Annotated in this window: 17 protein-coding genes and 1 tRNA gene; 10 read left to right on the top strand and 8 right to left on the bottom strand. The window is 66.2% G+C overall.

Annotated features, from left to right (window positions below; genetic code table 11):
• Positions 1-22 precede the first annotated feature (22 nt).
• The 3 genes from WFK61_RS07915 to gltB form a co-directional block, all read right to left on the bottom strand.
• A complete protein-coding gene (locus WFK61_RS07915) occupies positions 23-1,045 on the bottom strand; it encodes a helix-turn-helix domain-containing protein (RefSeq protein WP_336810988.1) in 1,023 nt (340 codons plus the stop codon).
• A 158-nt stretch (positions 1,046-1,203) separates the two neighbouring features.
• Positions 1,204-2,628, bottom strand: a complete 1,425-nt coding sequence (locus tag WFK61_RS07910; RefSeq protein WP_336810987.1) for a glutamate synthase subunit beta — start codon at positions 2,626-2,628, stop codon at positions 1,204-1,206.
• Between the two features lie 99 nt (positions 2,629-2,727).
• Positions 2,728-7,416, bottom strand: a complete 4,689-nt coding sequence (gene gltB, locus WFK61_RS07905) for a glutamate synthase large subunit (protein ID WP_336810986.1) — start codon at positions 7,414-7,416, stop codon at positions 2,728-2,730.
• A 715-nt stretch (positions 7,417-8,131) separates the two neighbouring features.
• Between gltB and WFK61_RS07900 the strand changes: the two genes are divergently transcribed.
• Both WFK61_RS07900 and WFK61_RS07895 read left to right on the top strand, forming a co-directional pair.
• Positions 8,132-9,235 carry a threonine aldolase family protein gene (locus tag WFK61_RS07900; protein WP_336810985.1) on the top strand — a complete coding sequence of 368 codons (1,104 nt, stop codon included), beginning with the start codon at positions 8,132-8,134 and terminating at the stop codon, positions 9,233-9,235.
• Positions 9,236-9,328: 93 nt separating this feature from the next.
• Positions 9,329-10,288, top strand: coding sequence for a hypothetical protein (locus WFK61_RS07895; RefSeq protein ID WP_336810984.1), 960 nt, complete (start codon positions 9,329-9,331; stop codon positions 10,286-10,288).
• A gap of 63 nt (positions 10,289-10,351) precedes the next feature.
• Here WFK61_RS07895 and WFK61_RS07890 read toward each other — a convergent pair whose 3' ends face one another.
• Entirely contained in the window at positions 10,352-10,822 is a 471-nt protein-coding gene (locus WFK61_RS07890; RefSeq protein WP_336810983.1) for an Hsp20 family protein, read from the bottom strand.
• Between the two features lie 266 nt (positions 10,823-11,088).
• On the opposite strand from WFK61_RS07890, the gene WFK61_RS07885 reads away from it, so the two are divergent.
• Positions 11,089-12,144: an alpha/beta hydrolase gene (locus WFK61_RS07885; protein ID WP_336810982.1), complete on the top strand. Its 1,056-nt coding sequence runs from the start codon at positions 11,089-11,091 to the stop codon at positions 12,142-12,144.
• On the opposite strand, the gene hisN is transcribed toward WFK61_RS07885, so the two are convergent.
• Together hisN and WFK61_RS07875 are read right to left on the bottom strand one after the other, a co-directional pair.
• Positions 12,049-12,831 carry a histidinol-phosphatase gene (gene hisN, locus WFK61_RS07880; RefSeq protein ID WP_336810981.1) on the bottom strand — a complete coding sequence of 261 codons (783 nt, stop codon included), beginning with the start codon at positions 12,829-12,831 and terminating at the stop codon, positions 12,049-12,051. The genes WFK61_RS07885 and hisN overlap by 96 nt on opposite strands.
• A 315-nt stretch (positions 12,832-13,146) precedes the next feature.
• On the bottom strand, positions 13,147-14,061 hold the full coding sequence (locus tag WFK61_RS07875; RefSeq protein ID WP_442896275.1) for an N-formylglutamate amidohydrolase: 915 nt from the start codon (positions 14,059-14,061) through the stop codon (positions 13,147-13,149).
• 229 nt (positions 14,062-14,290) lie between these two features.
• Here WFK61_RS07875 and cpdR point away from each other — a divergent pair, with 229 nt between their 5' ends.
• The 5 genes from cpdR to WFK61_RS07850 all read left to right on the top strand — a co-directional run bounded on the left by cpdR (position 14,291) and on the right by WFK61_RS07850 (position 19,296).
• Positions 14,291-14,650, top strand: a complete 360-nt coding sequence (cpdR, locus tag WFK61_RS07870; protein WP_038363805.1) for a cell cycle two-component system response regulator CpdR — start codon at positions 14,291-14,293, stop codon at positions 14,648-14,650.
• 166 nt (positions 14,651-14,816) lie between these two features.
• A tRNA-Val gene (locus tag WFK61_RS07865) sits at positions 14,817-14,891 on the top strand.
• A 508-nt stretch (positions 14,892-15,399) separates the two neighbouring features.
• Entirely contained in the window at positions 15,400-16,752 is a 1,353-nt protein-coding gene (locus tag WFK61_RS07860; RefSeq protein ID WP_336810980.1) for a hypothetical protein, read from the top strand.
• 12 nt (positions 16,753-16,764) lie between these two features.
• Entirely contained in the window at positions 16,765-17,415 is a 651-nt protein-coding gene (locus WFK61_RS07855) for a hypothetical protein (protein ID WP_336810979.1), read from the top strand.
• Positions 17,416-17,661: 246 nt separating this feature from the next.
• Positions 17,662-19,296, top strand: a complete 1,635-nt coding sequence (locus WFK61_RS07850; RefSeq protein ID WP_336810978.1) for a c-type cytochrome — start codon at positions 17,662-17,664, stop codon at positions 19,294-19,296.
• Here WFK61_RS07850 and WFK61_RS07845 read toward each other — a convergent pair.
• Positions 19,283-20,422, bottom strand: a complete 1,140-nt coding sequence (locus WFK61_RS07845) for a GNAT family N-acetyltransferase (RefSeq protein WP_336810977.1) — start codon at positions 20,420-20,422, stop codon at positions 19,283-19,285. The two genes, WFK61_RS07850 and WFK61_RS07845, sit on opposite strands and share 14 nt — an antisense overlap.
• Positions 20,423-20,639: 217 nt before the next feature.
• Positions 20,640-21,548: a LysR family transcriptional regulator gene (locus tag WFK61_RS07840; RefSeq protein WP_336810976.1), complete on the bottom strand. Its 909-nt coding sequence runs from the start codon at positions 21,546-21,548 to the stop codon at positions 20,640-20,642.
• A gap of 219 nt (positions 21,549-21,767) precedes the next feature.
• Between WFK61_RS07840 and WFK61_RS07835 the strand changes: the two genes are divergently transcribed.
• Both WFK61_RS07835 and WFK61_RS07830 read left to right on the top strand, forming a co-directional pair.
• A complete protein-coding gene (locus tag WFK61_RS07835; RefSeq protein ID WP_336811196.1) occupies positions 21,768-22,742 on the top strand; it encodes a dihydrodipicolinate synthase family protein in 975 nt (324 codons plus the stop codon).
• A gap of 33 nt (positions 22,743-22,775) precedes the next feature.
• On the top strand, positions 22,776-23,327 hold the full coding sequence (locus WFK61_RS07830) for a 3-hydroxyanthranilate 3,4-dioxygenase (RefSeq protein WP_257735004.1): 552 nt from the start codon (positions 22,776-22,778) through the stop codon (positions 23,325-23,327).
• The last annotated feature ends 79 nt before the right edge of the window (positions 23,328-23,406 follow it).

The raw sequence follows: 23,406 nt of genomic DNA, 5'->3' as shown, positions 1-23,406 counted from the left end.
ACAGGGCTTTCGTCAGGAGGCTCTAGTCCCGCGCGATCTGCCGGAGAAGGTCATGCAGATTGGGCGTTTCGGAAACCAAGGCCTTTGCGAGGGCCGTCTCGACGGGCGCGCCCGACTGCCGGCTATACATCACGTCCCGGGGAGTCAGTCCGAACTCCCTTCGGAACGACCGGCTGAAGCTGGATGGATCCGGGAAACCGAGCTGCTCGGCAATCGCCGCGATGGAACGCCCGCCCGCATTCCGCGACAGTTCGGTAAAGCATCGCCTCAGGCGCCGCCGCTGAACGTAATGCGCCACGCCCCCTTCGTTCTCGAACAGACGATAGAGCTGCGAGCGCGACATGCCGGCCTCCCGGCACAGGAAATCCGGCCCCAGGGCAGGGTTGTTCAGATGGAGGTCGACCAACCGCCGAACAACCTCCCTGCGCGTCGCGGCAATGGGAGCGTCGGCCATGACGCTGTGATCGACCGATGGCGCGACACAGGCGAGCAGCATCCCGCGAACCGCGGTCTGCAGCTCTTCCGAGTCCATATTCGACAGGGCCGAGGCGGTGCGCGCCATCAGGGCGATGAACTCGCTCAGGAGCTGGCCCATCTGGCCGCCGAGAGGGCGCCCCTCTGCCGCCTCGAGAACAGCCGAGAGTTCGGGAAAGCCATCCCGTGGCAGATAGAGCTGCAAGCGCTCATCCGCCTCGCGCTCGCTGATCAGGGGGCGCCCGAAGGACGCCACGTAGGGCGTGTTGGCCGGCACATCGAGAGCGCCTCGCTTACCGGTTTCGCCTAAGGTCCGCTGATAGCCGAAGGCAACGCCCCAATGGTCGATGGGGTTGCGCCGGATGAGGCTCGCCGTCCGCAGCGCCCGCAGTTTCGGGGCACGGACACGGGTGAGCCCGAAGCCGCCGAAATCCCAGGTCTCGCTCGTTGCGGAAAAGCCCTGCCGGGGACCATCGACCTCAAGGTCAAAGATCGTATCGAACCAGCCGCGCCAGGCGTCGAGCTGCTGCGCTTTCGGTAGGCCCTCAGTGGAGAAGATAATCGGTGTCATGGAACCGAGCCGGACCAGGGACTGCAACCTGTCTTGCACCCCCATTCCACATGCCGGTCAAGTTAATTATTCGCACCCGCGAAGAACTGCCAAAAATCGAGGCAGCCCTGCCGCAGATGGAGGCCGGTTCAAGTTCAAACGTTCAGCCGGAAAGGTGCTCAGACCGGCAGGATCGTCGCGCCCATCAATTCCTTGTCGATAGCATGGGCCGCCTGTCGCCCCTCGCGGATCGCCCAGACGACCAGCGACTGGCCGCGGCGCATGTCGCCAGCGACGAAGACCTTGCCGACGCTGGTCTTGTAGTCGCGGTCGTTGGCGACGACGTTGGCGCGCTTGTCCACGGCAGCACCCGACTGCGCGATCATGCCCTCGATCACCGAGCCGGCGAAGCCGATGGCGAGGAAGCAGAGATCGGCCTGGAGCACGAACTCGGTGCCGGGGATGGGCTTGCGCTTCTCGTCGACGCGGGCGCATTTCACGCCGGTGAGCTTGCCGTTGCGGCCTTCGAGACCGAGCGTCGCCGCCTGGAACTCGCGCTCGGCGCCCTCGGCCTGCGAGGACGAGGTGCGGAACTTCGTCGGCCAGTACGGCCAGACGGTGAGCTTGTCCTCCAGCTCCGGCGCCATCGGCCGGATATCGAGCTGCGTTACGGACAGCGCACCCTGGCGGAAGGCCGTGCCGACGCAGTCCGAGGCCGTATCGCCGCCGCCGACCACGACGACATGCTTGCCGGCCGCGCTGATCGGCGCCTCGTTCGAGACATCCTCGCCGCCGACGCGCTTGTTTTGCTGGGTCAGGTACGGCATCGCGTAGTGGACGCCGGCGAGATTGGTATCCGGCAGGCCGGGGTCGCGCGGCGCTTCCGCCCCGCCGGTCATCAGCACCGCGTCATGCTCGGCCATCAGCGTGGCGAAGGGCAGGGTCACGCCGATATTGGCGTTGTAGTGGAAGGTCACGCCTTCCGCCTCCATCTGCTTCACCCGGCGGTCGATATGCTTCTTCTCCATCTTGAAGTCGGGGATGCCGTAGCGCAGCAGGCCACCGGCCTTGGCCTCGCGCTCATAGAGATGGACATCGTGCCCGACGCGGGCGAGCTGCTGCGCCGCGGCCATGCCGGCAGGACCGGAGCCCACGATGGCGATGCGCTTGCCGGTGCGCCTGGCCGGGATTTCCGGCGCGATCCAGCCCTCTTCCCAGCCCTTGTCGGCGATGGCCTGCTCGATCGTCTTGATCGTCACCGGCATGTTTTCGAGGTTGAGCGTGCAGGCTTCCTCGCAAGGCGCCGGGCAGATGCGGCCGGTGAATTCCGGGAAGTTGTTGGTGGAATGGAGGTTGCGCAGAGCATCCTCCCAGCCGCCGGAATAGACCAGCTCGTTCCAGTCCGGGATCTGGTTATGGACCGGGCAGCCGGTCGGCCCGTGGCAGAACGGGATGCCGCAATCCATGCAGCGCGCCGCCTGCTTCTTGACGTCGCGCTCCTCAAGCGGAAGCGTGAACTCGCGGAAATGCCGGATGCGGTCGCCGGCGAGCTGATATTTCTGCTCCTGCCGATCGAATTCGAGAAAGCCCGTGACCTTGCCCATGCCGTTTCTCTCGCCGTGTGCGCGGGGCGTCCCCGTGCGCGTGCCTTAACCTGATCGAGGTGCCGGGGCGCAAGCTGGCCCCGGCGGGGTGGCGTTCGCTTATTCCGCAGCCTGCAAGGTGCGGGCCTGTTCCATCTCGCGCAGCGCGCGGCGGTACTCGACCGGCATCACCTTGACGAATTTGGTGCGGTAATCCGCCCAGTTGTCGAGGATGGTGCGGGCGCGCTCCGAGCCGGTGTAGTCGACATGGTTCGTCAGCATCTGCATCAGGCGCTCTTCATCGTGGCCCGACATGTTGGTCATGTCGATCCGGCCCTTATGCTCGAGATCGCCACCGTGATGGTGCAGGCGCTCCATCAGGTCCTCTTCCTCCTCGACCGGTTCGAGATCGACCATCGAGAGGTTGCAGCGCGACTTGAAGGTGCCGTCCTCGTCCAGAACATAGGCGATGCCGCCCGACATGCCGGCCGCGAAATTGCGCCCGGTCTGGCCGATGACCGCGACGACGCCGCCGGTCATGTATTCGCAGCCATGGTCGCCCGTGCCTTCCACTACCGCGATGGCGCCGGAATTGCGCACCGCGAAGCGCTCGCCCGCCACGCCGCGGAAGTAAGCCTCGCCCGCGATCGCGCCGTAGAGCACGGTGTTGCCGACGATGATCGAGCGCTCGGCCACGGCCTTGGTCGCCGGGTCGGGCTTCACGATCACCTTGCCGCCGGACAGGCCCTTGGCGACATAGTCGTTGGCCTGGCCGGTGAGCTCGACCGTGACGCCGGCAGCGAGGAAGGCCGCGAAGCTCTGGCCGGAGGTGCCGGTGAGCTTCACCGTGATCGTGTCTTCCGGCAGGCCGGCATGGCCGTATTTCTTGGCGACGGCGCCGGACAGCATCGCGCCGGTGCTGCGGTCGACATTGCCGACCGGCTTCTCGATCACGACCGGCGTACCGGTCTCGATCGCGCCCGCCGCCTCGGCCAGGAGCTGGCGGTCGAGCACGGTGTCGATCGGGTGCTTCTGCAACTCGACATGGCGGATCGCCACGCCCGGCAGGTCGACCTTGTGGAAGAGCTTGGTGAAGTCGAGCCCGTTCGCCTTCCAGTGTTCGATCGCGTCGCGCTTGTCGAGCAGGTCCGAGCGGCCGACGATCTCCTCGATCTTCGTGAAGCCCATCTCCGCCATGATCCGACGGACATCCTCGGCGACGAAGAAGAAGTAGTTCACGACATGCTCGGGCAAGCCCTTGAAGCGCTTGCGCAGCACCGGGTCCTGCGTCGCGACGCCAACCGGGCAGGTGTTCAGATGGCACTTGCGCATCATGATGCAGCCGGCCGCGATCAGCGGCGCGGTCGAGAAGCCGAACTCGTCGGCGCCGAGCAGCGCGCCGATGATGACGTCCCGGCCCGTGCGCAGACCACCATCGACCTGGAGCGCGACGCGGCCGCGCAGATGGTTCAGCACCAGCGTCTGCTGCGTTTCGGCCAGCCCAATCTCCCAGGGCGAGCCCGCATGCTTCAGCGAGGTCAGGGGGCTTGCGCCCGTGCCGCCCTCGAAGCCGGAGATGGTGATGTGGTCGGCGCGCGACTTGGCGACGCCGGCCGCAACCGTGCCGACGCCGATCTCGGAGACGAGCTTCACCGAGACATCGGCCGAGGGATTGACGTTCTTCAGGTCGAAGATCAGCTGCGCCAGATCCTCGATCGAATAGATGTCATGGTGCGGCGGCGGCGAGATCAGGCCGACGCCCGGCGTCGAATGCCGGGTCCGGGCGATCTTGGCGTCGACCTTGTGGCCGGGCAGCTGGCCGCCCTCGCCGGGCTTGGCGCCCTGCGCGACCTTGATCTGCATCACGTCCGAATTGACGAGATATTCGGTGGTGACGCCGAAGCGGCCGGACGCGATCTGCTTGATCGCCGAACGCTTGGAGCGGCCATCCGGCATCGGCTTGAAGCGGATCGATTCCTCACCGCCCTCGCCGGTGTTCGACTTGCCGCCGATCTGGTTCATCGCGATGGCGAGCGTCTCGTGTGCCTCGCGCGAGATCGAGCCGAAGGACATCGCGCCGGTGGCGAAGCGCTTCACGATATCGGCGGCGGATTCGACGCTCTCCAGCGGCACCGGCGCGCGGCCGTTATCGGTGGCCATCTTGACCTTGAACAGGCCGCGGATGGTGCTGAGCCGCTGCGCGTCGTCGTTCACCTGCTGCGCGAATTCCTCGTAGCGATCCTGCGCGTTGAGGCGCACCGCATGTTGCAGCGAGGCGACGACGTCCGGCTTCCAGACATGATCCTCGCCGCGGACGCGGTACATGTACTCGCCGCCGATATCGAGGCTGTTGCGGTAGAGCGGCGAGTCGCCGAAGGCGTCGCGGTGGCGGCGCAGGCTCTCCTCGGCGATCTCCTCGAGGCCGACGCCCTCGATCGCCGTGCCGGTGCCGAAGAAGAACTTGTCGACGAAGGCGCTCTTCAGGCCGACGGCATCGAAGATCTGCGCGCCGCAATAGGACTGGTAGGTCGAGATGCCCATCTTGGACATCACCTTCAGCACGCCCTTGCCGACCGACTTGATGTAGCGCTTCACCACCTCGTCGGCATCGACCTCCTCGGGGAAGGCGCCCTGAGCGTGCTGGTCGAGCAGGGTGTCGAAGGCGAGATAGGGGTTGATAGCCTCGGCGCCATAGCCGGCGAGGCAGCAGAAATGATGGATCTCGCGCGGCTCGCCGGACTCGACGACGAGGCCGACCGAGGTGCGCAGGCCCTTGCGGATCAGGTGATGGTGCACAGCCGCCGTCGCCAAGAGCGCCGGGATCGGGATGCGGTCCGGCCCGACCTGCCGGTCGGACAGGATGATGATGTTGTAGCCGCCATGGACCGCAGCCTCGGCGCGTTCGCAGAGCCGCGCCACCGCGCCGTCCATGCCGCTCGCGCCCTCGCGCGCCGGATAGGTGAAGTCGATCGTCTTGGTGTCGAAGCGATCCTCGTAATGGCCGATGCAGCGGATCTTCTCGAGATCGTCATTGGTCAGGATCGGCGTGCGGACCTCCAGGCGTTTGCGGCGCGAGGTGCCCTCCAGATCGAGGATGTTGGGACGCGGCCCGATGAAGGAGAGCAGGCTCATCACCAGCTCCTCGCGGATCGGGTCGATCGGCGGGTTCGTCACCTGCGCGAAATTCTGCTTGAAATAGGTGTAGAGCAGCTTCGACTTGAGCGAGAGCGCCGAGATCGGCGTATCCGTGCCCATCGAGCCGACGGCTTCCTGCCCGGTCACCGCCATCGGCGCCATCAGCAGGCGGACATCTTCGGTGGTGTAGCCGAAGGATTGCTGGCGATCGAGCAGCGGCACGTCGGTGCGCGAAGCCCGCGCCTCCACCGGCGGCAGGTCCTCCAGCACGATCTGGGTACGCTTCAGCCAGTCCTTGTAGGGGTTGGCGAGGCAGAGCGAGGTCTTGATCTCGTCATCGCCGATGATGCGGCCCTGTTCGAGATCGATCAGCAGCATCTTGCCGGGCTGGAGACGCCACTTCTCGACGATCTTCTCCTCCGGGATCGGCAGCACGCCGAATTCCGAGGCGAGCACGACGAGCCCGTCGTCGGTCACGAGATAGCGCGCGGGGCGCAGGCCGTTGCGGTCCAGCGTCGCTCCGATCTGGCGCCCGTCGGTGAAGGCGATCGCAGCCGGCCCGTCCCAGGGCTCCATCAGCGCGGCATGATACTCGTAGAAGGCGCGCCGCTCGTCATCCATCAGCGGGTTGCCGGCCCAGGCCTCGGGCACCAGCATCATCATGGCATGGGCCAGCGAATAGCCGCCCTGCACCAGGAATTCGAGCGCGTTGTCGAAGCAGGCGGTGTCCGATTGCCCCTCGTAGGAGATCGGCCAGAGCTTCGAGATATCGGAGCCGAACAGGTCGGAATCGACGCTCGCCTGCCGCGCCGCCATCCAGTTGACGTTGCCGCGCAGCGTGTTGATCTCGCCGTTATGGGCGACCATCCGGTAGGGATGGGCGAGGCGCCAGGACGGGAAGGTGTTGGTGGCGAAACGCTGGTGGACCAGCGCCAGCGCGCTGACGAAGCGCTCGTCCTGCAGGTCCTTGAAGTAGGAACCGAGCTGGTTCACCAGCACCATGCCCTTGTAGACGATGGTGCGGCAGGACATCGAGACGGGGTAGTACTCCGCCGTCTTGCGCTCCTGATGCTTGTAGACCTTGTTCGAGACCGACTTGCGGAGGACATAGACCTGCCGCTCGAACTCGTCCTCGTCGGTGATGTCGTCGGGGCGGCCGACGAAGAGCTGGCGATGCACCGGCTCGGTCGCGAGCACGGCCTGACCGAGATCGCTGTTGTCGACCGGCACGTCGCGCCAGCCGAGGAAGACGAGCCCCTCCTCCGCCACGGTCTGCGAGATGATCTCCTCGCACATCGCCCGGGCAGCCGGATCGCGCGGCATGAAGAACTGGCCGATCGCGTAGTAGCCCAGCGCCGGCAGCGTGATGCCGAGCCGCGCGGTCTCCTCGCGGAAGAACTGGTCGGGGATCTGGACGAGGATGCCGCAGCCGTCGCCGAGCTTCGGATCGGCACCGACCGCGCCGCGATGGTCGATATTGTGCAGGATCTGCAGGCCTTGCTGCACGATCGCATGGCTCTTGCGGTTCTTCATGTCGGCGATGAAGCCGACGCCGCACGAGTCTTTCTCGTTATTGGGATCGTACAGGCCCTGATGCGTCGGCATCGCCGGATCGCGCACGGCCGGAAAACGCTCGAAAGCCTCTGCGCCGCTCGACTTGCTGGTCACGCTCATCGTCAAACCCCGCTTCCCAGAACCCCGCGGGCTTGCGCCGGCAGGGAGACCCGTCAGTCCATGATCCCGACCGCTGCGGCCCTCGGAGCCGACCTGAGGTCGGCAGCAAGGATGGGGCCAAGGCGGTCCGGCCGTCGTCGTTTTGGAGGCTTTGCTTGCGCTTTGTTTCCACCGCGCCCGCGTCCTCCGCAGGCGCCTCGGGCGTGCCTCGCCCGTTCGCGCCTGTCTTCAGGCCGTCGTTTTACGGACGGCGCGCGTGCGATTGGCTTTGGCGTTGGTAGCCCGGCCCTTCGTCATGCTCCGCTCCGTTGCAACGGCGCGACCTTGAGCTAGAGCAGCTTTTGGTCGGCGCGGTGAAAAATGGGACAGCAACACTGTCCTATTGAGATGAACTTGCCAGAATTCCAATCTACGCACAAGCGCCGATTTCGCGCTGCAGCGAAATTTTATTGCAAAATCGAATCCGCACCAGACATTTCCGGCATGAAAGCCTGACTCAGGCAGCCCGGTTCTTGTTTTTCGGCAGCTCAGTCACTTGAGTCGCTTTTTGTAGAACACGGGTCATCCCGGACGCAGCGCAGCGGAGATCCGGGATCCATTCCGGAACCCTGATCGGAGGCGTTCCGGAATGGATCCCGGGTCAAGCCCGGGATGACCTGCGGATTTGTCGGCAGATCTAGGAGCTCGCCCAGCACGGCGCGCAGGCCCCCTCTCCATGGCTGTCGCTTGGCAGGACAACGGTCTGCGCATAACCCTCAAGGCCATGGATTTCTTCAGCGACAATACCGCCGCCGCCAGCCCCCGCGTCATGGCCGCGCTCGCCGCCGCCAATGCCGGTGCCGCCTCCCCTTATGGCAAGGACGAGTGGACGCGCCGCGTCGAGGAGCGCTTCGCCGCGATCTTCGAGCGCGAGGTCGCGGTCTTCCTCGTGCTGACCGGGACCGCGGCGAACGCGCTGGCGCTTGCCAGCATCGTCAAGCCCTGGGGGGCGATCCTGACCCATGAGGAGGCGCATGTCGTCGAGGACGAGTGCGGCGCGCCCGAGTTCTTCACCAACGGCGCCAAGCTGGTCGACCTGCCCGGCACCGGCGCCAAATTGAAGCCGGAGACGGTGACGAAGGCGCTCTCCCATCTGCGCGCCGGCGATTTCCATCAGGTCCAGGCACAGGCACTGACGATCACGCAGGCGACCGAATGCGGCACGATCTATACGCCGGCGGAGGTGCGTGCCCTGAAGGAGGCCGTCACGCCGCGCGGCCTCAAGCTGCACATGGACGGCGCCCGCTTCGCCAATGCCCTGGTCACGCTCGGCTGCACGCCGGCCGAGATCACCTGGAAAGCCGGCGTCGACGTGCTCTCCTTCGGCGGCACCAAGAACGGCGCGCTCGCCGCCGAGGCCGTGATCTTCTTCGACCCGGCCGAGGCCCAGGAGATGAAATGGCGCCGCAAGCGCGCCGGCCAGACGCTCTCGAAGGGCCGCGTCCTCGGCGCCCAGTTCGAAGGACTGCTCGCCGACGATCACTGGCTCGACCTCGCCCGTCACGCCAACGCGCGCGCCAAGCGTCTCGCGGACTCGGTGGCGCAGAGCAGTGAAGCCCGCCTCGCCTGGCCCTGCCAGGCGAACGAGGTCTTCCTCGTCCTGCCGCCGGCCGTGCAGGAGCGCCTGAAGGCCGCGGGCATCGGCTATTACGACTGGTCGGCGCGCTCGCTGCCGCCGGAAGCGCCGCTCAAGGATGGCGAGGTCGTCGGCCGTTTCGTCATGTCCTTCGCGACCAAGCCTGAGGACGTTGAGAGCCTGATCGCTGCGATCGCGGATTAAATGGGCGCATTTGCGCCCCGCTTCCAGCCGCATACCTGCCGCAATCCCTAACAAGACTAAGTGCCGAGCAGTCAGTCGTTAAGGGAATGTGGCATGGCAGATCGTTCGACCGCACCGGGGCGCATCGCGCTGATGGGCCTGGTCGTGGCCGGCGCAATGGCCGGCATGGCGGGCGCCGCCAGCGCCCAATACTACTACTATGACGGGTACGATCCCTACCCAGCCTATGGCTACGGCTATGGCTATCGTTACGACTATGGCTATGCCCCGCGCCCGCCGGCCGTGGTGCCGCGCGCGCCGGCTGCCATCTCGCCTTATTCGGTTAGCGGCATCGCTGCCCGCCGCTACGGCCTCGTCCGGATCGAGCGTTCGATCCGCCGCGACGACACCTATATCGTCGATGGGGTCGCGCCGAATGGCCAGCGCCAGCGCCTCGTCCTCGACGCCTATGCCGGCGAATTGATCCGCCGCATTCCCCTGCGTGGACAGGCCGCTCCCAGTGTCGCCCGCGCCGATCCCCGCGAGGAGCATGCTGCGCCGCGCCAGCGTCTCGTGCCCCAGCCGCCGGAACGGCCAGCCGAGTTCAAGGGCCCGGCCGAGGCCAGCGCCCCGGCGACGAGCGTGCCGCCCTCTCCGGCTGCACCGCCCGCGCCCGAACCTGCCGCGCCGGTCGAGAAGCCGCCGGCCGAAGCAAACGCACCCGCGACGACGGTGCCGCCCTCGCCTGCCGCGCCGCCTGCGCCCGAACCGGTGAAGCCGGCGGAAACGGCACCGGCTCAGGCCAGTGCTCCGGCGACCACGGTCCCGCCGCAGCCCGCCCGGCCGGCGGAGCCATCGGCCGGCGCGACCAATCCGGAGACCGGTGCCGACAAGCCGAAGCTCGTCAACCCGAGCGACGTGCGCAACACCGAGGGCACCGAGCGCAAGCCGCCGCTCTCGACCGCCGCGCCGGCTGCCGAGGCCTCGTCGATCCCGCCGGTGCAGAACATCGACCCAACGCCGTCGGCGCCGAAGCCCGCGACGCCGATCGCGCCGGTCGCCCCGATGAACTGACGACCAACAAAAAAGGCTCCCGTTTCCGGGAGCCTTTCGCTTTCACGGAAAGCTTCGCCTGGGTTACGCGGCCTTGGCGACCTTGGCCTCGAGCACCTTGGCCGAACCGCCGTTGCCGATCGGAATCTGGCGCGGCTTCTTGGCCTCGGGGATCTCGCGCACGAGGTCGATATGGAGCAGGCCGTTCTCGAGGCTGGCGCCGGTCACCTGCACGTAATCGGCAAGCTGGAAGCGACGCTCGAAGGCGCGCGCAGCAATGCCCTGATGCAGGACCTCGCGCTTCTCGGCACCTTCGACGAGCTGCTTCTCGCCCTTGACGGTCAGCGCATTTTCCTTGGACTCGATGGAGAGGTCGCCCTCACCGAAACCCGCGACCGCGATGGTGATGCGGTAGGCGTTCTCGGCGGTCCGCTCGATATTGTAGGGCGGGTAGCTCGGGGCGGCTTCGTTGCTCGTCGCCTGATCGAGGAGATTGAACAGACGGTCGAAGCCGACAGTCGAGCGATAGAGCGGGGAAAGGTCGAAATGACGCATGATATGTCCTCCGAAGAAGCGACAATGATGTCGGTCCGCCTCGCCTGAGCGCGGACCTTGGTTGCTTTCGCGCAGCCGGTTCTGGCCTGCGCAAACCTGATCTGGGGAGGGCTTTCGGCTTTTCAAGAGCCGTTCTCGCAAGCCCGAAATCAGCGCCCGCGTTTTCTTTTTCGGCGCACAGACATGTTTTCGCAGGATATCCTGTGCAGAATATCGCTCTGATGGCAGCCACGGTCTGAAGGCGCGGTGGCGATGCGGAGCATTTGATGGCCGAGGCCGCCTTTTTCGCCGATCCGGCTTACCCCGTTCCGGGGCATGGCAAGACCTGGCTCGCCACGACGCGGGACGGCGCTGCCTTGCGCCTCGCCAGCTGGCGCCCGACGGTGAAGCCGGTGCGCGGCACCGTTGTCATCGTCCAGGGCCGGGCCGAGTTCATCGAGCGCTACAGCGAGACCGTCGCGGAACTGCGCCGCCGCGGCTTCCATGTGCTGGCTTTCGACTGGCGCGGGCAAGGCGGCTCGCAGCGCTTCGTCCGGCGCGTCCGCAAGGGCCATGTCGGGCGGCTCAGGCATTACGAGGCCGATCTCGCTCTCGCCATGGCCGAGATGCAGGCCAAGTTCCCGCCGCCCTATTTCGTCCTCGCCCATTCGATGGGTGCCGCGCTCTGTCTCGATGCCGCCCGCTCGAATGCGCTGCCGGTCGCGCGTATGGTCGCGCTGGCACCGATGCTGGGCATCGCGATGATCGCCAATCCCGGCCGGGCCAAGCTTCTGGCCAGCCTGCTCTACTGGCTCGGCTTCGGCCGCGCCTTCATTCCGGGCGGCGGCGACACCGCAATCGCGACCAAGCCTTTCGAGGGCAACCGGCTGACCAGCGATCCCGCCCGCTATGCCCGCAACGCCGCGCTCTCGGCGGCTGCGCGCGAGCTCAGCATCGGCGACCCCACCATAGCCTGGATCAGGACCGCCTTCCGGCTGATGGCGCGCCTCGGCACGCCTTCAGCCCCGCTGGAGGTGAAGGTGCCGACCCTGATCATCGCGGCAGGGCGCGACCCGGTCGTCTCAACGCCCGCGATCGAACGCTTCGCGGCGCGGCTCAAGACCGGCTCGGCGCTGGTCCTGCCAACCGCGCGCCACGAGATCCTGATGGAAAACGACGAGATCCGCGCCCAGTTCTGGGCCGCCTTCGACGCCTTCATCCCCGGCGAGGACCAGGCCCTGCCCGGTTCAGCCGGCGAGCCTGGCCATGGCGGCTTCATGCAGCGCCTTGCTGCCGGCCGCGAGGATGCGCCCGCCCCCGGCAGCGCTGCCACCGTCCCATGAAGTGACGATGCCGCCGGCGCCCTCGATGATCGGGATCAGCGCGACGATATCGTAGGGCTTGAGGCCGCTCTCGATGACGAGATCGACATGGCCGGCCGCGAGCATGCAATAGGCGTAGCAATCGCAGCCATAGCGCGAGAGCCGGACCTCGCTCTCGACGCGCGCGAAGGCCGCGGCCTCCTCGCCCTTGAACAGGGCCGGCGTCGTCGTCATCAGGGTCGCGGTGGCGAGATCGGTGGTCTGGCGCGTCCGCAGCTTCTTCGGGCCGCCCGGCCCCTCGTAACGCGCCTCGCGCCCATCGCCCGAGTAACGCTCGCCCGAGAACGGCTGGTGCATCATGCCGTAGACCGGCACGCCGTTGCGCGTCAGCCCGATCAGCGTGCCCCAGACCGGGATGCCGGAGATGAAGGCGCGCGTGCCGTCGATCGGATCGAGCACCCAGACATATTCCGCATCGGTGTTCTCGCTGCCGAATTCCTCGCCGAGCACGCCATGGGCCGGGAACTGCCGCTTGATCATGTGGCGCATCACCGACTCGCCGGCGCGGTCGCCCTCGGTCACGGGATCGAACACCCCGCCCCGCGACTTGTCCTCCGTCGCATGGAGCGCGCGGAAGAAGGGCAGGATCGCCCGGCCGGACTGCGTCGCCAGCTCCGCGACGAAAGCGCCGAAATCGACTGCGCTCATGAATAGGCACTCCATTTTGCTGCTATGCAGCATCAACTCCGCGGGTCGACCATTCGAACCGAGGCCCGGATGCGGAAATATCCGAAAAGCCTTGGCTTTCAGACACGTCATCATGCGCCCATTGCATGGCGCCATTGATTCCGCTGATTTTAGTTGCGTTTTGCAGCGCACTCTCATATTGTGCACTGCGAAGGGGAGATCACCTCAAACCTTCATTGCCCTCCTTGGGCGTTTCCTCCCTAGACTTGGGCCGCCACGCAAGTGTGCGGCCCTTTTTTTTTTTTGAGAATAGCCCCTGCTGCTTCGCCCCGGCCGCTATTCGGCCGCCTCGCGCCATTCGTCGAGCCAGCCGCTCCAGCGCGCGAAGCAATCCGCCATCACCGCGGCCATCGCCTGCTCGACCGCGCCGAAGCCCTCATGCGGCTCCAGCGTCGCCTCGTTCATGTAGAGCGCGCGGTTCACCTCGATCTGCAGCGCATGCACGCCGGCGGCCGGTGCGCCGTAATGCTCGGTGATGAAACCGCCGGCATAAGGCCGGTTACGGGTGACGCTGAAACCCAGCCGCGTGAAGGCCTGCTCGGCGATGTCGATGATGTAGCCGGCGGCGCTGGTGCCGAAGCGGTCGCCGAGGATGATGTCGGATTTCGCCAGCCCGTCGCGATCGAGCCCAGCCGAGGGCATCGAATGCGCATCGACGAGGATGCAGGTGCCGAACACGCCTTGCGTGCGCTGGATCAGGCTGCGCAGGCCCGCATGATAAGGCCGGTAGAGCGCATCGATGCGGGCGAGCCCCTCCTGAACCGGAATTCGCCCGAAATAGATCTCCTGCCCGTCGCCGACGATCCGCGGGATCGTGCCGAGCCCACCGGCGACCCGCATCGAGCGCGTATTGGCGAAGGGCGGCACCCGCCCTTCGAACATGCGCGGGTCGAGCTCGTAGGGCTCGCGGTTGACGTCGAGATAGGCGCGCGGGAACTCGGCCACGAGCAGCGGCGCGCCGAGCGAGACGCTCTGCGCGAAGAGCCTATCGACATAGGCATCCTCGGAGCGCCTGAGGCTGCGCAAGGGCAGGCGCGCTCCGTCGACGAAGCTGCGCGGATAACAGCGCCCGGCATGCGGCACGTCGACCACCACCGGCACGACCTGAAGCGCCGGCTGGTACAGGCTGAACGGCCGCTCGATCTCGGCGACGACGTCGTCCGGCGCGGGCGGGAAAGGGGTGGAGGACAAGCTCATCTCGCGCTGACTGAAGCACACAAACCGGGGCGGTTGAAGCGATGTCGCAAACCTCGGGAAATTCGGCGCTGGATTCACGCCTTGTTTACCATGATGTTGCCTTATGGAGAGACATGGTTCCAACTGTGCGGCCGGGTGAGTACCCAACCGTTCCAGGCCCGGCCTCGAGTCGGGGCGCCAGACGCTAGACAAACACAGGCCTCAGGGACGACAGATCAGGCCCATGACGAAGATACTGCTCGCCGAAGACGACAACGATATGCGTCGCTTCCTGGTCAAGGCCCTGCAGAATGCGGGCTATGACGTCGCCTCCTTCGACAACGGCCTCTCGGCCTATAACCGCCTGCGCGAGGAGCCGTTCGAGCTCCTGCTGACGGATATCGTCATGCCGGAGATGGATGGCATCGAGCTGGCGCGCCGCGCCACCGAGCTCGACCCCGACATCAAGGTGATGTTCATCACCGGCTTCGCCGCCGTGGCGCTGAACCCCGATTCGCAGACGCCGAAGGATGCCAAGGTGCTGTCCAAGCCCTTCCACCTGCGCGAGCTGGTCAACGAGGTCGAGAAGCTGCTGGCGGCCTGAGCGCCGTTCGGCAGCCCCCGAAAAGGGCTGCCAACAGCTCCATGAGAATTTATGCGGCAAACGCCTTGCCACCCGCGAAGCGAGCCGCTATAGCCCCCTCACCTCGCAGCGTGATCGCGGCCCACACGGCCCGGACACGCTTCCGGAAGTCGCTTCAAGCGGCAAAGGGCGCGTAGCTCAGCGGGAGAGCACTACGTTGACATCGTAGGGGTCACAGGTTCGATCCCTGTCGCGCCCACCATTTTCTCTCTGGATTTACAGAGACTTACGGCCACCCCACCGGGTGGCCGTTTTGCTTTGGGGCCGCGACAAGCGGACATGGCCCGGTGAATGGGATTCCAGGCGGTCGATAGAATCATCGGACCGCCGATCTTAAAGCGCGCCGAGGCGGACAAGGACTACCGATCGGCCAGCTTCTTGAGCCTGACGACGAGATCGGAGCCGGAGAGGTTCGGCTCGCGGTCACGACCGCCCATCGCGTGTCCGGGCCTTGGTTCGAGAGCATCGGCTGCAGCGGCGTCGCCAGCGGACCGGAAGTGCTTCGCAGCCTGCGACAAGTCGCGGCTCCAGTTCGGCAGGCTCGGCCTGAACCCACGACTGATGCTCCCCCTCGAATAGGCAAGAAGCGAACGGCGCGCGAGCCGTTGATGAGGCGTTACTCGGATCCTGCAAATGCATGATCCGAGGCGAGCGAATTCTCAGGTTCTATCTGCGATTGTGGGACAGGGGTTGATGATTATCGAGGGCCTATGCGTACCGCCTTATTGATCTGTACTAGTTTGATCATCGCGAATGCCGCTGCCGCCGAGAACAAAATCGCCGCCTTAGGGCTGAAAGACGGCTGGTACTGCAAGGTCGGCGGAACCGGCGCAGAAGGAGATAGCGTCCTCGTTCGCTCAGCCGGCTCTCGTCCCTTTGTCGGAATCGACGGTCGAGACTGCCACGATCCCGTCATCAGCGGCGGCCGCCTCGTGGCGCAGACATGCTACGCCAATGGCGGCATCAAGCTGCCGGTTTCGAAAAGCTATTCAGCGACCGGGGATCGGATAACCCTCGACGGCGCGGATTACGTCCTGACGCCGACCACGCCGAATGGAGACGTCTGCCCGCCGGCACCGAAGGCGGCGGCAGTGGGCTCTCCGAAGCCGACCGACGATTTCGCGGCCGATCCGACCTTTATCGTCACGACGGTCGAGAAGGGCACTCTGCCCGCGGACGTCGGGACGATGCCGATTCCTGCTGCCGCCGAACCCATCGTCGAGGCCTACAGGAAGTATCTCACCGATGAGTGCCGCGGTTCTGGTGGGAAGCCGGAATTCAAACCGGACTTCGGAACGGCGGTAGACGTGAACGGCGACGGGCGTGCCGACGTCTTCATGACGTCGAATCGCATGATGTGCGATGGCGCCTTCTCGGTGTTCTCCGGCACGGCCGGCGCCGATGCGCGCTGGGCTCTTTCGAAGGCGGATGGCACCTACTCGGTTGTCGAGCAACGTCATCATCGTGTCGAGATCCAGGAGACGCTCAAGAACGGCTACCAGCTTATCGTTCATCTTCACGGCAGCGCTTGCGGCAAGGTCGGGGCCGCCCAGTGCCGCAACGTCGTAAACGTCGATCGCAATGCCGAGATACGCTCGATCGCCTGGCCGGACGGGAAGGACCGCCTGATTCAGGAAAAGCCTGCCGCAACGGCAAGCAAGCCGGCCCCGCTAACCCATAATCTGCCGCCCGCCGACGCCCTTGCGAATTCGGGTTGGTCGACGTGGTTCCACAACGGCTCGACCATGGTGGTCAACGAACAGACCGGCCGCATCGTCTACGAGGAGCCCAAAGCCTCGATCGCAGGCACCGTCCCGAAGGGCGCCATTCTCTTCGAAGGGAAGTTCGACGGCAAGCGCATCTCGGGAACCGCCTACGTCTTCAAGAAGGGCTGCGACCCCGCGCCCTATCCGGTCTCCGGCCGTGTCGAGGACAGGAAGGGCGCCGGCTCGCGCATCGTCCTGACCGGCCCTGCCCCGAAGCGCGACAGGAATTCCTGCGCGATCATCGGCACCACCGCGACGCATTCGCGGCTCGTCTTCGAAGAATACATGGATATTTGAGGAGGAATGGGCATGAAAACGGTTTCCGAAATCGTGAAAGGCGTCGAACTCGAAGCCCTGCGCGTTCGCGTGATGGACGCGCAGGTCTGGAGCGAGACGCATGTCAGCGGCTCCGGCTCGGGCGTCATGGTCAAAGGATTTGGCGTCGGGTCCAGCAAGACCACCTCGACGGTCGTCAACAAGCGCGAGGTCTGCTTCGAGGCTGAGGACGGCTTGCAGATCGTCGAGGAATTCGATGCCGGGAAGGTCACCCTGATGCCGGGGCAGGACGTGACGCTGATCCGAGCCAAGCGAAACGGGATGGACGAGCCCGCAACGGTCGCGATTCGGAATCATTCCATGCGCAAATCGATGTGGACCGGCAAGGACGTTTTCTTCAACGTTTTGGTCCTGCTTGCCTTGTCTCCTATCGTAACGCTGATCGCCGGCTTCATTCTGATCGTCTACCTGTCGCATGCCTGGAGCCCTAACGGCCTCTTCGTCACGTTCCTGATCGGACTGTTGGCAGGCAACCTCTATTGGCTTCGGGGACCGGCCATCCGGCGCAGATTCAAGAAGCGGGTAGCCGATATGCTGGACGGCAAGGAGGCGGACAAACTCACCGCGCCCGCCAGGTCTCGAATTTCCGAGATTCGCGAGCCGGCGACCTCCAGCTCGTTCTGATTTCGAGCCGATCAAATATCGACGATCGACCTAGAGGGCCGTGGAAGGCCCTCTATCGTTATGGACGATAAGGTCGAGCGATGTCCCTGACGCGCGCGCTTGATCACGCCTTCGGGATGGGCGGAAAAGTATCGAGCATCGCCCGCGCTTCTGCCGGTGTGGTCGATGTAGGCGACGGCAGCGGAAATGGCCTTGAACGGCGGTGCCGGACGGCCTTGTCAGGACACGAGAGGGAGCTGGATTGCGATGCCCCGGTGGCTGATCCTGATCGCGGTCGTTGGCCTGTCGATGATCGGGCTCGCCTTTGTCGATCTGACGCGCACCGCCCCCGCCCCATCATCGCAGCTCGGATCGCTCCCGAACGATCCCGTGCTGCGCGGCGAGCGCCTCTTCCGCGCCGGCGACCTTTCGGTCCTCGATCTCGATACGCTGGAGACGAACGCCCTACCCTGGGTCGTGTTGAGCACCGCGCTGGCGCTGGAAAGCGCCAAGGGCGACCCGGGCCAGGTCACTGCGGCAGGCGTCGAGAAGGCCTTCGCCAGCGTCGGCTTCCTGTTCCCGGACGATGCAGCCGGAGGGGGATTGCGGGCGCCGCTGGGACTCAATCTCGGCGTGGTCGAACGTGTCCTGCCGCCCTTACGGGTGACGACGGCCAATCTCGGCTGCGCATCCTGCCATGCCGGCGTCAGCTACGACGCGTCCGGACGGCCGCAGCCCGGCCGCCCTGTGCCGGGCATGCCCAACAGCTCGCTCGACCTGGAGGCCTATGCGCAGCAGGTCTACCGCGCCCTGAAGCGGGCCTTCGCCGACGAACAGGCGTTCTGGCAGGCGGTCGCGCGGCTGCACCCGGCGCTGTCCTGGCGCGAGAAGCAGACCCTGCGCTGGATCGTGCTGCCCCGCGCCAAGGCGCGCATGACCGAGCGGCTGCAGGCCGGCGATTCGCCGCTCCCCTTCTCGAACGGCGCGCCCGGACTGACCAACGGGGTCGCGGCGCTGAAGCTCCGGCTCGGGCTGGTGCCGCCGCATGGACGGATCGCCGATGGCGGCTTCGTCTCGATCCCCGATCTCGCCGATCGCAATTTCCGCAGCGCCCTGCTGGCGGACGGAGCCTATACTTGGCCGGGCCGGGAGCGTTTCCAGCCGCGCGACGCGGCGCAGGCGCAGGCTGCCGACCCGCGCGACCTTGCCCGGATCGCTTCCTTCTTCACCGTGCCGAGCATGGGCATGACGCCCGAGCGGGCGCTCGCGATCATCCCGGACCTGACGGATATCGCGCGCTATCTCGCTCGCTATCGCCCGCAGGCCTTTCCGGGCCCGGTCAAGACCGCCTCGCTCCCGCTCGGGCAGGCGGCCTATGCGCGCGAATGCGCCCGCTGCCATGGCGACTATGACGGCAGCCTCGAAAAGCCCCGGCTGCTGCGCTTCCCGAACTGGGCCGGCAATGTCGGCACCGACATGAGCCGGGCCAGGGCCTTCGATCCGGAGCTGGCCGCACGGGTCAATGTCAGCGCCTATCGCGAGACCATCAGCGCCGCAGCGACGGGCCAGCTGGCCGCGCCCCTGCTGAGCGGCGTCTGGGCCAGCGCTCCCTATTTCGTCAACGGCTCGGTGCCGACGCTGCGCCATCTTCTGGAGCCTGCGACCCGGCCGAAGCGCTTCATGACAGGCGGGCACCGCCTCGACTTCGCGCGCGTCGGCCTGGCGCTTGAGCCGGATGCGTCCGGCCTCTGGCGCGACGGCTCGGGCTATCGCGGCTTTGCCGGGGCCGTGACGATCGATACGCGCAAGTCCGGCTTCTCGAATCGGGGCCACGAGCAGGAGGTCTCGGGCCTGACGCCCGACGAGCGCGACGCGCTGCTGGAATATCTCAAGCTACTGTGATGTCCGCGGGGGTGGTCCGCAGCGGCTTCGCAAAGAGATGCAGGCGGTGGAGCGGCCGGGCACCGAGCTTTTCCATCTGGCGCAGGCTGGCGGCATTGACGTCGGCGATCCAGGTGGTGCCGAGCCGGTCGTAGCCGGCCGCCTTCAGCGCCGACGTGACCTTGAACAGCATCGCCCCGTTGAGCCCCCGGCCATGCATGTCGCGGACGACGGACTGGTAGATCAGCACGGCGCGACGGGGCCGGATGCGCGCCTTCAGAAGCTCCCAAATGAAGCGCAGCCCCATCCGTCCACCGCTGGCCTTCACCAGCGGGTTGAGATCGGGGATCACGAGGATGACGCCGACGGGCCTGCCGCGATGATGCAGCACGCAGGAGATGCGCCTGTCGACGACCCACATCATGTCGCCGGCCTGGAACAGGTATTCGCCCTCGCTGACCGGAACGAACATCGGATTGTCGAGGAAGCCGTCATTCAGCACGGCCCGCGCATCGGCGAGGCGCGCCTTGAAGTCGGAGCGGTCGATCGGCTTCCAGTCGAAATCCGGATCGGCCAGCACCGCCTGCTGGGCCGCGCCGAGCAGAACCGTCGGATCCAGCTCGGTCAGATCGGTTTCGAAGGTCGTCATTGGGAAAAACGGCTGATAGCCATGCGCCTCCAGCAATGCGGGGACATGGGGCGGCCCGTAGACCATGTCTGTATAGGGCTGCTGCTCGAAACCGCCGGTCAGGACGCCGGCCTGCTGCATCGCAGTCAGGTTGAAATTGCCGGCGATCTCGTTCATCCCCGCCGCCCGGGCCCAGTCCTCGGCGGCAGCGAGCAGCGCTCCGGCAACGATTGGATCGTCGATGCAATCGAACAGACCGAACTGCGCGCGCGAGGTGCCATGGCGCACATTCGAGGCGTCGTGGATGCTGGCGACGATGCGCCCGAGCGGCCGGCCATCCCGCCAGGCGACGAACAGTTCCAGCCGGCCATGGCCTTCGGTGACGAAAGGATTGCGCGCCGGATCCAGCATCCGGTCGAAGTCGCGCCACATCGGCGGCACGTAGGGGGTGTCGGACCCGTAGGCGTGCTCCGTGACGGCATAGGCGGCCCGGCGATCCGCCTTGGTGACGGCGATCATGCCCGCACCCTCGCCGCGCGGAGCGGACCAACGACCAAAAGCAGGCCGCATTCGGAGGCTCCCTCGACGGAGACCGTTAGCCTCCGTGGCGTGGCGAAACATGATGCCGCGATCACCCCAGCCAATCTCCATGATCCTTGCGCGTGCAGTTCGCAGGAAAGCAGACACCACCCGGCCGGCAAAGCCGGTTGCATCGGGAGCATCACGGAAAGCCGCCTCAATCCGCCTCGCTCGGTGCGAGCTGGCGCACGAAGCGGCGCAGCAGCGCCTCGAAGGCGGAGAGCGCCGGCGAGGCCGAACGGCCGCCAGGGCGAATCATCACGATATCCCGCGCGATCGATGGCTCGGTCAGCGGCCGCACCAGCACTGAGGCCGGCGCCACCGCCCGCGCATAGGTCGGCAGCACGGCAATGCCGAGCCCGGCCTCGACCAGCGCCAGCGCGGTCGTGATCTGCGTCACCTCATAGGCCGGTTTCAGCGTGATCTCGGCGGTCTCGTAGCCGACCTCGGCGAGCAGGCGGATGCCGCTGTCGCGGGTGAGCGTCACCAGCGGTTCGTCGGCAAGGTCGCGCCACGCCACCGTATCCTGCGCGGCGAAGCGGCTGCCGCGCCCGCAGAACAGCATCAGGCTGTCGCGGGCGAGTGTCGTGCGCTCGATCGTGTCGTCGAGCGCCGGGAAGGTGCCGACGCCGCAATCGGCCTTGCCGAAGCGCACCGCCTCGACGACGAGGTCGTTGCGCGCGTCGATGATCGCGACCTGCAGACCGGGATATTTCTGCTGCAAAGCCACGATCGTCGGCGGCATGATCACGGCCGCGAGCAGGGGCGGCACCGCGACCACGATGCGCCCGCGCCGCCGTTCCGCCAGACCGTTGGCATTCAGCACGGCCGTATCGAGATCCTGCACGATCTTCAGCGCCGCGCCGTGGAATTCGCGCCCGCCCTCGGTCAGTTCGACCCGGCGCGTCGTGCGGTCGAGCACGCGGATGCCGAGCTCCCGTTCCAGATCGCGCACGAGCTGGGACAGGGCCGGCTGCGCCATGTTCAGGCGCTCGGCCGCCTTGGTGAAGGTGCCCTGCTCGGTGACGGCCAGGAAGGCCTGGATCTGGCGCAGCGTGATCGCCATGGGTTTCCTGATTTATAAGGATAGCTTCCGAATTCATACGAATGTTACGAGTTGCCGTATACCCCGGCTCTCATGCCATCATCCCTCATCGCCCGGCGTGTCGGCCGGGCTGCCTGGGAGAGGTTGTCGGGCAAGGGCATTTCGGATGAGAGCGCGGACCTGCCGCGCTTCACGATGCCCGCCTTGCCCGAGCCGCTCCGGAATGCGGGAGCCGGCCTGATGAAATACGCCAAGAAGGACGCCAAGGCCCATGCCCGCGCCCATATGAAGGGCATCTGGGCGGCCGCGCTCACGCCCTTCACCGATACCCTCGCGATCGACGAGGACGGCTTCAGGCAGAACATCCGCCACTGGCTCGACGACCTCAAGATCGACGGCCTGTTCATCGCCGGCAAGCAGGGCGAGTTCTTCTCGATGTCGATCGAGGAGCGGAAGCGCAATTTCGAGCTGGCGGTCGAGGCCTCGGCCGGCCGCGGCCAGACCATCATGTCCTGCTCGGACCAGAACATGGACGTGGTCATCGACCTGGCGAAGCACGCCCAGAAGGTCGGCGCCGACTACATCGTCGTGCATGCGCCGATCCTGCATTTCTTCAAGGCGCAGGACGAGACGCTCTACGAGTACTACCGGACCATCGCCGAGAAGGTCGATATCGGCATCGCGCTCTGGAGCCATCCGGATTCCGGCTATCTGATGAGCCCGCAGCTCTGCAACCGGCTCGCCGATATCGAGAACGTTGTCGCGATCAAGTACAGCGTGCCGCGCCCGATGTATGCCGAGCTCACCCGGCTGGCCGGCGACCGCATCCTGGTCAGCACGGCCTCCGAGGAGGAATGGCTCGACAACATCCTCGAGCTCGGCTGGCAGCTCTATCTCTGCTCCTCGCCGCCCTATCTGATCCAGACGGCGAACGACCTGCGCATGCGCGAATACACCGATCTCGCTTTCCGCGGCGAGGCCGACAAGGCTCGCGCCATCCGCGACAGCCTGAACCCGGTGCGCGAGGCCCTGCGCGGCACGCGCCCGGCCGAGAAGCCGCATGCGCACCAGAAATACTGGCAGGACCTGCTCGGGCAGGTCGGCGGGCGCGTGCGTGCGCCGATGCTGGAGCTGACCGAGGCCGAGAAGGCCGCGACGCGCGCCGCTTTCGAAGCCTGTGGCCTGGGCAAGGCGCCCCTCGCCAAGGCCGGCTGATCGATTTCACGAACGAGGACGGGAGTGGGAACCATGGCGACCGAAGGACGGCTCAAGGCCTTCAACTTCAAGAAATGGATCGCGGAGAACGAGCACCTGCTCAAGCCGCCGGTCGGCAACAAGAAGGTGTTCTCCGACGGCCAGATGACCGTGATGGTCGTCGGCGGCCCGAACCAGCGCGCCGACTATCATGACGACCCGGTGGAGGAGTTCTTCTACCAGCTCAAGGGCGACATGATGCTGAAGCTGGTCGACAACGGGAAGCATTACGACGTCACGATCCGCGAGGGCGACGTCTTCCTGCTGCCGCCGCATGTCCGCCATTCCCCGCAGCGCCCGCAGGAAGGCTCGATCGGGCTCGTGGTCGAGCCGGCGCGCCATGCCGGCCAGGTCGATGGCTTCGAATGGTACTGCTTCGAGTGCCAGGGCCTCGTGCACCGCATCGAGGTCACGGTCGGGGACCTCGTGAAGGACCTGCCGCCGCTCTACGAAGCCTTCTTCTCGGACGAGAAGGCCCGCACCTGCAAGCATTGCGGCGCGCTCCATCCCGGCCGCAAGCCGCCGGCCGGCTGGGTTGCGCTCTGACGCTGCCACACCGAAAGGCGGGCTCCCCGTTCGCCGGGAGTCCGTGCTTGGATAACGGGCAGCGGCGCCTTGCGTCCCG

The sequence above is a fragment of the Allobosea sp. MMO-172 genome (genome assembly GCF_037147855.1).
GTDB lineage: Bacteria > Pseudomonadota > Alphaproteobacteria > Rhizobiales > Beijerinckiaceae > Allobosea.
This window is presented reverse-complemented; position numbering and strand designations above follow the sequence as displayed.